Source organism: Kitasatospora sp. NPDC036755, assembly GCF_040636595.1.
Lineage (GTDB): Bacteria > Actinomycetota > Actinomycetes > Streptomycetales > Streptomycetaceae > Kitasatospora.
Window position 1 is genome coordinate 16,812 of record NZ_JBEZUT010000085.1, and the last position, 11,016, is coordinate 27,827.

The following is an 11,016-nucleotide window of genomic DNA, read 5'->3' on the forward strand; positions in this document are numbered from 1 at the left end:
AAGGGGCGGGGTACGCTGCGAGACCATGACTACCCTGCCCCCGGTCCTGGTCACCCGGCGCCTCGCCCCCGGCGTCGTCGAACGGCTCACCGCGCACCACGCCGCCACCTGCCACGACTCCGACCTGGCGATGGACCGGGCCGGGCTGCTGGCCGCCGTCCGCGGCCGGCGGGCCGTGATCACCACCCTGGACGACCGGGTGGACGCCGAGTTCCTCGACGCGGCCGGCCCGCGGCTGGCCGTCGTCGCCAACCACGCCGTCGGCTACCACAACGTGGACGTGGCCGCCTGCGCCGAACGCGGCGTGCTCGTCACCAACACCCCCGGCGTGCTCACCACCGCCACCGCCGACATGGCCTGGGCCCTGCTGCTGTCCGCCACCCGCCGACTCGGCGAGGGCGAGCGGCTGCTGCGCTCCGGCGAGCCCTGGACCTGGGCGCCGAACTTCCTGCTCGGCCTGGAGCTGGCCGACACCCCGCTGGGCGTGGTCGGCATGGGCCGGATCGGCCGGGCGGTGGCCCGCCGGGCCCACGCCTTCGACATGCCGGTCAGCTACCACAACCGCCGTGAACTGCCGCCCGAGCAGGCCGGGGGCGCCGACTGGAAGCCCCTGGAGGAACTGCTCGCCACCTCCACCGTGCTGGTCGTCACCTGCCCGTTCACCGCCGAGACCCGGCACCTGCTGGACGCCCGCCGGCTCGCCCTGCTGCCGCGCGGCGCGGTGGTCGTCAGCATGACCGCCGGCGTGGTGGACGAGGAGGCGCTGGCCGCCGCGCTGGAGTCCGGCGCGCTGTTCGCCGCCGCCGTGGACAACTTCGAGCACGAGCCGGCCGTCCCGTCCGCGCTGCTCGCCCAGGAGCGCGCGGTGCTCGCCCCGCACCTGGGCAGCGCCACCGTCCGCACCCGCCAGGCGATGGGCGGCCTGGCGGTGGACAACGTGCTGGCGGTGCTCGGCGGATCAGCGCCCCTGACTCCGGTGGAGGCCTGAGCCGGGATCGCCCCAGCCCGCCGCCCAGGCCAGGGCGGTGGTCATCACCCGGAACGCTCCGAAGTGCGCGGCTCCCGGCTCCAGGAAGAGCTCGGAGCCGGGGATGTGGTCGGCCAGCCAGCGGGAGTGGTCCACCGGCGAGAACTGGTCGTCCGCGCCGTGCCAGAGCCAGGCCGGCACCCGGACCGACCCGACCTCGAAGCCCCAGTCCGCGGTGAAGGCCAGCACGTCGTCGATCCAGCCGTCCGCGCCGTGCCGGAACGCCTCCCGGTAGTTGCTCTGGAGCATCCGCCGCAGTCCGCTGTCGGCCACCACCTCCCGGTCGGCGGCGGAGAGTTCGGTGCGCAGCCCGTTCAGCAGCCGGACCGGGTCGTCCTTGATCTGCCGGGAGCGGAACTCCATCGCGTCGGCGATCCGGCCGTGCCCGCGCTCGGCCTCCTTGTAGGCGCGGACGTTGGACGGGGTCATCCCCGCGTACCAGTCCAGGCCGGCCGCGTCGCGCGGCGCCAGGCCGACCAGCACCGCCACCCGGCTGACCCGCTCCGGCAGCAGCGCCGCGCAGGCCAGCGCGTGCGGGCCGCCGCCGGAGCGGCCGAGCACCGCGAAGCTCTCCAGCCCGAACTCGTCCGCGATGGTCTTCACGTCCGCGGCCGCCGCGCTCACCCGGCGGCCGAACAGCCGGGTCGAGTCGCCGTAGCCGGGCCGGTCGTAGGAGATCAGCCGGACGCCCAGCCGGTACAGCACGGTGCTGCGCGGGTGCGGGCCGACCCGGCTGCCGGGCATGCCGTGCAGCAGGAAGACCGGACGGCCGCGCGGGTCGCCGAGGGACTCGACGGCGAGAGCGCGGTCGTCCGCCGTTTTGACCGTCCGTAACGACACCTGCGGCCTCCTCAGTGCTCCGGTCAGTGCTCCGGGTCGGTTGCGTGCTCCCGGTCGGTGGTGGTGCGTACCTCCCGGCGGGCCTGCCAGGTGGTGTGCTCGCGGGAGATCGCGTCCTCGGCGTCCCGGGCCAGCCGGGCCCAGACCTCCTCGGCCTCCATCGACTCCAGGTCCAGCTGGGCGAGTTGGCGCTGGATCTGCGCCAGCTCCTCGGCCGCCAGGGCGTACGCGGCGGCCAGCGGGCGGTACTGGCGCAGCTGGGCCCAGGCGGCGACCGAGGCGGCCACCGCCGACACCGTGCCCAGCGCGTCGTAGCTGAACGCGCCGAGTGCCCGCAGCAGGGCGAGCGCCAGGCCGAGCGCGGGCAGCAGCACGCCCAGCACCCCGGCCCAGTGCCCGGCGCGGGCGCAGTAGCGGGCCTTGGCGCGGTACCAGTCGTGCTGCAGCTGGATCCGCTCGCCCAGGTACACCTCGCGGCGCACCGCCAGCGGCTGGCCGCGCAGGTCGCGCATCGCCGGGGTGATCTCCACCCCGGCGTCCGGGACGGCCACTGGGCTGTCCCGGAACGCGCCGAGCACCCGGGCGAGTTGGAAGCGGTACAGGCCTTCGGCGTCCGGCAGGGCGCGCGGCGGGGGCTGGTAGGCGTCGGCCCGGACGGCGTACTTCCAGGCGAGCGTCTTCACCGACTCGGCCGCCGCCCGGCCCTCGTACCAGAGGCCCTGCGGGTTCTGCCGGCTGATCACCACCGCCAGCGCGATCGCGCCGAGGTAGGCCGCGGCCGCCGGCCAGGCCCAGGGCTCGCCGTCGGCCGAGCCGGTCGCCGCGGCGACCACCAGCAGGATCAGCTCCCAGGCGGAGAGCAGCACCGAGCGCCGCTGCCCGCGCAGCGAGGCCGAGTCGGCGGCCCAGAAGAACTCCGGGAGCAGCTCCCGCTCGCGCACCCACCCGGTCCGTCCCGCCACAGACGCCATGTTCGGCCCCCACCAGTCGCTCCGGTCGCACCGCTCTCCTGCCCCGGCGGGCTCGCCGGTACGCCTGGTGGCGGCCGGGGCGCCCGGATGTGGCCGGGAAGTCCCGGTGGATTGTCCGGTACTCCCCGTGTTCGCTCCGGCACCCAGCGTGCGGAGGGGCGGTGGGGGCGCGCGGCGGCCGACGGGCGTGCGCGGGCGACCGGCCGGTGCGGACCGGTGCGTGCGGGCCGGCTCCCCGGCGGGCCCGCCGGGTGCGGCTCAGTAGGTGTAGAAGACCCGGTCGGCGTTGTCGGCCATCTGCCGGGCGTTCCACTCGGTGCCGCCCGGGACGTTGCCGGAGCGGAACAGCGGCGGCGCGGGGCACTCCCCGGCGGCCGCCCGGTCGGCCAGCCGGCCGACCGCCGAGGCGACCACGGCCTGCATCAGCGCGCTGGTGACGATGGTGGAGACCGGGCCGAAGGTGGTCTCGGCGCCGGGGTGGGTCAGCTCGCCGTCGCCGACCGCGATCTTGCTGTCCAGCACCACGTCGCAGTGGTCCTTCAGGTAGGTGCCGGTCGGGTGCGCCGAGGCCACCTGCTCCGGGTAGGCGAGAGAGGTCACGCCGACCACCTTGAGGCCGCGGTCCCGGGCGTACCGGGCCAGCTCGACCGGCATCACCTGGCGGCCGGAGAGCGAGATCACGAACAGCAGGTCCCCGGTGGTCGCGGGGGTCAGGTCCAGGGTGGCGGTGGCCAGCCCGGAGACCCGCTCCAGCGCGCTGGACAGCGGCGCGGGCATCACCGTCACCCCGGCCATCCCGGGGACGTTCAGCAGGTTCATCGGGACCAGCCCGCCGGCCCGGTAGACCACGTCCTGGGCCGGCAGCGCGGAGTGCCCGGCACCGAAGGTGAAGACCCGGCGACCCTCGGTCATCGCCTCCGCCAGCAGGGCGGCGGCGGCCTCGATGGTGTCGGCCTCCTCCTCGCGGACCCGCTGGAGGTGGGAGATCGCGGCGTCGAAGTACCGGCCGGCCAGGTCGTTCATCTGCTGCCTTCGCTCTCTGCCGGTGGGGGATCCGGCCGGGTGGGGTGGTCCGGGTGGTCCAGACCGCCGGGGGAGAAAGCTTCGGCGAGCACGGTCGCGCCCCGGCGGCATCGTTGTCAACAGGAACAAAACGGGTCCCCGGAGCCTCAGGGCGAACCCGGTTGTCGGTCCGGTACGTCAGAATTGGCGGTGAGGACACCGAAGAACGGAGCCAGCGGCGATGTCTGGGCTGATCGACACCACTGAGATGTACCTTCGCACCATCCTGGAGCTGGAGGAGGAAGGCATCGTCCCGATGCGCGCCCGGATCGCGGAGCGACTTGAACAGAGCGGCCCCACGGTCAGCCAGACGGTCGGCCGGATGGAGCGCGACGGGCTGCTCCAGGTCGCCGGGGACCGCCATCTCGAACTGACCGAGGACGGCCGCCGGCTCGCCGTCCGCGTCATGCGCAAGCACCGCATCGCGGAGTGCCTGCTCGTCGACGTGATCGGCCTGGAGTGGGAGCAGGTGCACGAGGAGGCCTGCCGCTGGGAGCACGTGATGAGCGAGACGGTCGAGCGCAAGGTGCTCGCCATGCTCGGCCACCCCACCCAGTCCCCGTACGGCAACCCGATCCCGGGCCTGGACGAGCTGGGCGACACCAAGGCCGAGGGCGAGGGCTTCGACGCCGGGCTCGTCCCGCTGGACACCGTCAAGCCCGGCGAGGCCGGGGCCGACGTGGTGGTCCGCCGGATCGGCGAGCCGATCCAGACGGACAGCGCGCTGATGAGCACCCTGCGCCGGGCCGGCGTCCGGCCGGGATCCACGGTCAAGGTGAGCGCCGGCGTCGGCGGCGTGCTGGTCGGCACCGGGGAGAACGCGGCGGAGCTGGGCAAGGACATCGCCCAGCACGTCTTCGTCGCCCAGGCCTGAGGCGCCGGCGCCGGGGCCCCGCGCCAGGGACACAGCCGAGCGGGCCCGCTGCTCTCCCGTGCAGCGGGCCCGCTCGCCTCCCCTTTCCCTCCCGCCCCTCCCCGCTCCCTCCCGTTCCCCTCCGTCGCCGCCGCCCGGCTTCCCCGTCCGAGCGCCCCTGCCGGCGTCCCCACACATCGCAATTCCTCCCCTCGGCCGATCATGGCAATCCTTGAGTGCTGTCACTCGTACGAGGGGCTTTTCCCGTTGACCAGCGGGTACACGGAAGCCTTATCCGGACATGCGTATGACGGGCCCCGTCTCCGGTGGGAGACAAGGCCCGTCACTCGCGCGCGTGGTGTCGCGCGGCGTCCGCCCTCACCCGATCGGCAGAGGGCGGCTGTCCAGGGGGGAGTCGGTCCGGGCGCCGCGGGCCGAGGAGGCCTCGCGGCCGCAGGCGTACGCGAGCGGGGTGACCAGTTCGGCGGCGTCCGGCAGCCAGCGGTTGAGCGCGGAGGGGGAGCGGGCCCACTGGGCGTACCCCAGGGAGCCGATCCGGGAGGGCGGGGCGACCGTCCAGTCGCCCTCGCCGCGGGCGACCAGGTCGAGCCGGCCGGGCGGCCAGCCGAGCCGGCGGAGCAGCTCCGGAAGCCTGGCCGAGACCCCGGGCAGCACCAGGAAGTGCAGCCGGCGCCCGATCCGCCCGGGTGCGGCGGGCTGGACCACCACCGGACCGAGCTGGAGGTCCATCCGCTCCATCCGGGCGAGTGCCAGGCAGCCGGCCGTCTCCGGGACGTCCAGGACGTCGAAGGAGCGGCCGGTGGGCAGCAGGATCGAGGCCTGCGGCTGCTCGGTCCACCAGCGCCGTACGGCGCCGGGGCCGGCGCTCGCCGTCCTCGCCCAGTCGTCGTCCAGCGGGTGGGCGCCCGGGAGCGTGCAGCGCCGGTCGCCGCAGGAGCAGCGGACGCCGCCGTCGCCGTCGTCGACCAGCCAGGCGCCCGGGGCGACCTCCCAGTGGCGGGTCTCGGCGTAGCCGACGGCTTCGACGAGTAAGGGGGGCGGAGTGGCTCTCTCGTTCCGGCGTGCGGCGCCGGAGGCGTCGGGGATGTCTTCCACGGGGTGCTCAACTACCGTGTGTGAGGCTGGTTACGGCCCTGGGGCGCCCGGTTGGGTGCATCCCGGCAATGTCACCCGTTCCGGTTAGTCGACCGAGTTGAAGGGCCCGAGGGCAGGCGCAGCGGGGGCGCACAGGAGCATTTACCAGGGCGCAAGGGGGGTGCGGTTCGTCACCGTGGGTATCCCGCTGGCGTTGCTGATCGCTAACCTGGTGTCAGATTCCTTGGACGGTCGGACAGTCGGCAACAGATCAGCAGAATCGTCGCCCGCCGGCCGGGACCGGAGGGTGTGGGGAGGCGAAGCCCAATGGCCGCGAGACCACTCGTCGCACGACAGCCCAACGAGCGTCTGCAGCAACTGATCCAGGAGGCCAGCTGCTCCAACGCCGGTCTGGCCCGGAGGGTCAACCTCTGCGGTGCCGAACACGGGCTCGACCTTCGGTACGACAAGACCTCCGTCGCCCGCTGGCTGCGCGGGCAGCAGCCGCGCGGGCAGGCGCCGGCCGTGATCGCCGAGGCCCTGGGGCGCAAGCTCGGCCGCAGCGTGTCGGTCGAGGAGATCGGCATGGCGGACGGCAAGAACCTGAGCTCCGGCATCGGGCTCCAGTTCGCGCCGACCATCGGCGCCGCCCTGGAGCAGGTGTGCGAGCTGTGGCGCAGCGACGTCGGCCGGCGGGACTTCCTGACCGGCGCGACGGTGGCCGCCTCCGCGCTGGTGGAGCCCAGCCGGGACTGGCTGATCACCCCGCCGGACCCGGTGGTGGCGCGGGCCGGTGGCCCCCGGGTCGGTCCGACCGACGTGGCCGCGATCAGGGCGACCACCGCGATGCTGGTCGACCTGGACCACCGCTTCGGCAGCGGCCATGTGCGCCCGGTGGTGGTGCACTACCTCAACTCGGTGGTCTCCGGCCTGCTCGGCGGCGCCTACCGGGAGGAGACCGGTCGCCAACTCTTCGCCGCCGTGGCCAGGTTGACCGAACTGGCCGGGTACATGGCGGTGGACACCGGGCAGCCCGGGCTCGCCCAGCGCTACTACATCCAGGCGCTGCGGCTGGCCCAGGCCGCCGACGACCGCGGCTACGGCGGCTACGTGCTGGCCGCCTCGATGAGCCACTTGGCCGCCACCCTCGGCAACCCGCGGGAGATCGCCCAACTCGCCCGCGCCGCACAGGAGGGCGCCCGTTCGGTCGCCACCCCGACGGCGATGGCGATGTTCTACGCCGCCGAGGCCCGCGGCCACGCCCTGCTCGGCGACGCCCGCTCCTGCGAGGCGGTGTCGGCGAGGGCGCTGGAGATGATGGAGAAGCGCCGTCCCGAGGACGACCCGGACTGGATCGCCCACTTCGACGACGCCTACCTCGCGGACGAGCTGGCCCACTGCCACCGGGACCTGGAGCAGGCCGGTCCGGCCGAGCACTACGCGCGCCGGGCGCTCGACCTGCACCCGCCGACCCGGGTCCGGCGCCGGGCGGTGGACCTCGTCCTGCTGGCCACCGCCCAGCTCCAGCAGCGGGACCTGGAACGCGCCTGCGAGACGGGCACCCAGGCGGTCCGGCTGCTGAGCGGGCTGCGCTCCAACCGGGGCGTGGAGTACCTGGACGAGTTCCGGCGCAGGCTGGAGCCGTACCGGGAGCAGCGGGTGGTCCGCGAGTTCCACGCGCGGGCGGACGCCGAGGCCGCCTGACCGCGGGCCCGTCTCCGTCCTCGGGCCCGGGGGAGGCCCGAGCCGGGGGCGGCCCGAGCCCCGGACAGCCGCGGATCGTCTGTGCAGGGAGCGTGACGGATGTCCCGCCCACGTGGTCACCCGGTGAGGCGAACCGGTAGCGTGGGCGCGACGTCCAAGGAACTGTGATGCTCCCAAGAACCGACGAGATGTGGTCCGCCGTCAGTGCGCGGTCCTGCACAGGTGAGGAATCGCGTTGAGTCAGCGCCGCTCGTACCCGAACTCCGGTGACTTCAACCTGGACGACCTGTTCCGCCCCGAGCCCGGGCAGCCCCAGGGGCAGCCGGGCCAGCCGCAGGCCCACTCGGCCGTGCCGCCGGTGGGCCGGCCGTCCGGGCAGCCGGAGTACCTCGGCGAGGGCGGGCACGCGCTGCCGACCCAGGCCATGCCCGCGCAGCCGATGCCCGGGCCGGGCGCCTCGTGGGGCGGGCAGCAGCCCGGCTACGGCGCTCCGCAGCCCGGTTACGGGGCCCCGCGGCCCGAGCCGGCCCCGGAGACCCAGCACCTGCCGCCGTACCCCGCGGGGGACCCGCACGCGGCCGGCTACCCGGCGGCGCAGGCCCAGCCCGGCTACCCGCAGCCGCAGCCCGCGCCGGGGTACCAGGGCTATCCGCCGGCCGCCCACCCGGCGCAGGACTACCACCAGGGCTACGCCCCGGAGCAGGGCCAGGACTACGGGCAGGGCTACGACCGGGGGTTCGACGCGACCCAGGGCGGCGGCTCGGGGCGCGGCGGACGCCCGTCCACCAAGCTGATCGTCGGTGGTGTGGTGGCGGGCTGCGCGGCGGCCGGCATCCTGGTCGCCGTCCTGATGGGCGGCGGGGACGAGCCCAAGGGCGACGACAAGAAGAACACCCCGGTGGCCGCCACCGGGAGCACCTCCGCCACCCCCGGGGCGCCGAGCGCGAGCGGTTCCGGCGCGGCCGTCGACCCGGACGTCAAGGCCCAGGCGCAGCCGCTGTCGGACCTGCTGGGCACCGCGAGCGACAGCCGCAGCTCGGTGGTCTCCGCGGTCGCCTCGGTGCAGAAGTGCGACAAGCTGCCCGAGTCCCAGCAGGCGCTGACCGCCGCGGCCGGCAAGCGGCGCGAGCTCCAGAGCAAGCTCGGCCAGCTGAAGACCGACAAGCTGCCCGGCGGCCAGCAGCTGGTGGAGCAGCTCAACGCGGCCTGGACGGCCTCGGCCCAGGCCGACGACGAGTACGCGGCCTGGGCGCAGGACGCGCAGGGCTCCTGCGACGCGAAGAAGCAGGACAACCAGCACTACAAGAACGCCGTCCAGGCCAGCGGCACCGCGACCACCGCGAAGAAGCAGGCCTCCACGCTCTGGAACGCGATCGCCGGCCAGACCGGGCTGCCCAACAAGAGTGACGGCGACCTGTGAGTGACGGCCGGTGAACGTCGAGGGGGGCCGGCCCGAAGGCCGGCCCCCCTCGCGCCGGGCGCGGTCCCGGTCAGGCCGGCGGCCGGCCCCCGGTGAGTGCCCAGCGGATGTCGACGAAGCCCGGCTGCTGCAGGGTCATCCGGCCGTTCTTGACCACCTGGTAGGTGACCCAGGTGTTCACCAGCCGCGGCGATCCGCTGCTGGGGAGCATGTTGGTGGTGCCCCAGGCCAGCGGCGGGGTGATCCCCACGTCGATGCCCTCGCCGCTGTCCAGCAGCGAGGTGACCGACTTCGAGGTGACCGGCTTGCCGGACTCCGCCAGCTTCTGCACCGCCGTCCGGAACACCTCGTAGGCGACCCAGGTGGTCTGCACGCCCGGGTCGGCGACGTCGATGGGGTGTCCGCCGGTGGAGTCGGTGAGCGCCACCGCGCGCAGCCCGTCCCAGATCTTCGCCGACTCCGGCGGGTACCAGCTGGTGACGTAGGCGCCGCCGAGCGGGCCGGTGTCGCCGCCGGTGGAGTCCACCACCGACTGCTGGACGCTGCCGATGATCGAGGCGATCCGGGTGTTCTTCGGGTTCAGCCTCCGGTAGGCGTCCAGCAGGTTGCCGGTCGGTTCGGCGGCCAGGGCGACGCTGACGCAGGTGCCCGCCTCGTCCTTGCCGATCGCCTTGCGGACCACCGGGGTGTAGTCGGAGGACTGCTCGGGCGCCTTGACGTCGGTCAGCTTGATCCCGGCCGGCCGCAGCGCGGTGCCCAGGTAGCCGAGCAGGTTGTCGCCGGCCGGGGTGTCCGGGCGGACCAGGGAGACGGTCTTGCACCCGGCGTCCACCAGCTGGCGGCCGTTGCCCGCGATCAGTGCGGGCAGGCCGCCGTCCACCGGGTAGGACAGCGGGCTGGCGAACTCCGGCTGGGAGAGGCCGTAGCCGCCGATCAGCGGGATGCCGGCGCGCTCCAGCACCGGCATGAACGCCTCGCCCCACTGGCTGTAGGAGCCGATCACGGCGACCACCTTGGCGTCCACCGCCTGCTGCGCGCAGGCGCGGGCGCCGTCCGCGGTGTTGTGCTCGTTGCAGGTGAGCACGCGCAGCCGGTGGCCGTTCACACCGCCCTTGGTGTTGACGTCCTTGCCGATGGCGGAGGCGAGCGCGGTCATGCCGGGGCGGTCGGCGGCGCCCGTGCCGGCCGGGGCCCAGGTCATCACGGTCAGTTCGCTGCCGCTGGTCGAAGCATCGGCCGATCCGCCGCACGCGGAGGCCATGAAGAGGGTGGGGAGCAGGGCCGCGGCGGTGGCGGCGGCTGCGATCGGGCGTCGGCGGCGGCGTCGCCCGGTCTGGGGACGGGCCTGGAACGAGTCCCTCCGGCTGGTCATCGGTATTCCCTCTCTGGGCGCCCTCCGGCGCACCGGAGCAAGCCAAGCCCCGGCGGCACAAGCCGAGAGGGCCGAAGTGCGAACGGGCGGCGAACGGCGGCCGAACTCCGGGGCGGTACGCGTGTAGATCGCGAGTGGAGTACGAACAGGCGGGGAACGTACGATCGTTCACCATGTCCGCCAGCACAGATTCTTCGTATCGGTCCGCCCGAAACCCTTCTCGTCCGGGCCACCGCTCCAGCACGATGGGCGGCATGCCGCTCAACGACCTGCCCTGGTGGCGCTGGCGAGCCCGACTGCGCTCGGCGCTGCACATGCTGTCCGACCCCGGTTTCCAGCAGGACACCTGGCTGATCGGCCGGGAGGGCTACGGGGACGTGACCGACGCCGTCTACCGGCTGGTCGAGGACACCTGGCTGGACCGCTGGTCGGCCGAGAAGTACGTCGGAACGATCTTCCGTGACACCGCCGAGGCCGCGCTGGTGGACGTCGCGGTGCTGAGGGCCGTGCAGATGCTGCACGAGGTCGGTGCGGACGCGCCGGCCTCCGCCTACTTCGGGCACCCCGGCTGGCCGGAGCGCCTCCTCCACCGCGCCGCCCGCCCCGACCTGCACGGCAGGGACGGGGTGCACTGGACGGCGCTGCTCTTCGAACGCCCGGGGGCGGACGCGT

General features: G+C 74.3%; 10 protein-coding genes. 5 read left to right on the forward strand and 5 right to left on the reverse strand.

All coding sequences use genetic code 11. From position 1 onward, the window contains the following. Window positions 1-25: 25 nt before the first annotated feature. The gene (locus tag AB0E96_RS15475; RefSeq protein ID WP_359823317.1) at window positions 26-988 is read left to right on the forward strand and encodes a D-glycerate dehydrogenase; all 963 of its coding nucleotides are present in this window, start codon (window positions 26-28) and stop codon (window positions 986-988) included. On the opposite strand, the gene AB0E96_RS15480 is transcribed toward AB0E96_RS15475, so the two are convergent. The 3 genes from AB0E96_RS15480 to AB0E96_RS15490 all read right to left on the reverse strand — a co-directional run bounded on the left by AB0E96_RS15480 (window position 959) and on the right by AB0E96_RS15490 (window position 3,861). Beyond that, window positions 959-1,867 carry an alpha/beta fold hydrolase gene (locus AB0E96_RS15480; RefSeq protein WP_359823319.1) on the reverse strand — a complete coding sequence of 303 codons (909 nt, stop codon included), beginning with the start codon at window positions 1,865-1,867 and terminating at the stop codon, window positions 959-961. The genes AB0E96_RS15475 and AB0E96_RS15480 overlap by 30 nt on opposite strands. Before the next feature lie 23 nt (window positions 1,868-1,890). After that, window positions 1,891-2,829 (reverse strand): DUF4231 domain-containing protein, encoded by a 939-nt coding sequence (locus AB0E96_RS15485; RefSeq protein WP_359823322.1) that lies wholly within the window; start codon window positions 2,827-2,829, stop codon window positions 1,891-1,893. 267 nt (window positions 2,830-3,096) lie between these two features. Beyond that, complete coding sequence (locus AB0E96_RS15490) at window positions 3,097-3,861, reverse strand: SIS domain-containing protein (protein ID WP_359823324.1); 765 nt, start codon at window positions 3,859-3,861, stop codon at window positions 3,097-3,099. Window positions 3,862-4,081: 220 nt separating this feature from the next. Between AB0E96_RS15490 and AB0E96_RS15495 the strand changes: the two genes are divergently transcribed. Beyond that, window positions 4,082-4,774: a metal-dependent transcriptional regulator gene (locus AB0E96_RS15495; RefSeq protein WP_359823327.1), complete on the forward strand. Its 693-nt coding sequence runs from the start codon at window positions 4,082-4,084 to the stop codon at window positions 4,772-4,774. Between the two features lie 357 nt (window positions 4,775-5,131). Here the strand turns inward: AB0E96_RS15495 and AB0E96_RS15500 are convergent, their stop codons facing one another. Further along, window positions 5,132-5,860 (reverse strand): bifunctional DNA primase/polymerase, encoded by a 729-nt coding sequence (locus AB0E96_RS15500; protein ID WP_359823340.1) that lies wholly within the window; start codon window positions 5,858-5,860, stop codon window positions 5,132-5,134. A gap of 315 nt (window positions 5,861-6,175) precedes the next feature. Here AB0E96_RS15500 and AB0E96_RS15505 point away from each other — a divergent pair, with 315 nt between their 5' ends. Together AB0E96_RS15505 and AB0E96_RS15510 are read left to right on the forward strand one after the other, a co-directional pair. Further along, complete coding sequence (locus AB0E96_RS15505) at window positions 6,176-7,552, forward strand: transcriptional regulator (protein WP_359823328.1); 1,377 nt, start codon at window positions 6,176-6,178, stop codon at window positions 7,550-7,552. A gap of 235 nt (window positions 7,553-7,787) precedes the next feature. Next, window positions 7,788-8,972: a hypothetical protein gene (locus AB0E96_RS15510; protein WP_359823330.1), complete on the forward strand. Its 1,185-nt coding sequence runs from the start codon at window positions 7,788-7,790 to the stop codon at window positions 8,970-8,972. 70 nt (window positions 8,973-9,042) lie between these two features. Here the strand turns inward: AB0E96_RS15510 and AB0E96_RS15515 are convergent, their stop codons facing one another. Further along, complete coding sequence (locus tag AB0E96_RS15515) at window positions 9,043-10,344, reverse strand: ABC transporter substrate-binding protein (RefSeq protein WP_359823332.1); 1,302 nt, start codon at window positions 10,342-10,344, stop codon at window positions 9,043-9,045. A 254-nt stretch (window positions 10,345-10,598) separates the two neighbouring features. Here AB0E96_RS15515 and AB0E96_RS15520 point away from each other — a divergent pair. Beyond that, on the forward strand, window positions 10,599-11,016 hold a 418-nt coding region (locus tag AB0E96_RS15520; RefSeq protein ID WP_359823335.1), incomplete at its 3' end, for a hypothetical protein.

Bases quoted from the DNA above. Each gene is read 5' to 3' on its own strand.
- AB0E96_RS15475 (WP_359823317.1), top strand. From the start codon at position 26: ATGACTACCCTGCCCCCGGTCCTGGTCACCCGGCGCCTCGCCCCCGGC.
- AB0E96_RS15505 (WP_359823328.1), top strand. From the start codon at position 6,176: ATGGCCGCGAGACCACTCGTCGCACGACAGCCCAACGAGCGTCTGCAG.
- AB0E96_RS15495 (WP_359823327.1), top strand. From the start codon at position 4,082: ATGTCTGGGCTGATCGACACCACTGAGATGTACCTTCGCACCATCCTG.
- AB0E96_RS15490 (WP_359823324.1), bottom strand. From the start codon at position 3,861: ATGAACGACCTGGCCGGCCGGTACTTCGACGCCGCGATCTCCCACCTC.
- AB0E96_RS15515 (WP_359823332.1), bottom strand. From the start codon at position 10,344: ATGACCAGCCGGAGGGACTCGTTCCAGGCCCGTCCCCAGACCGGGCGA.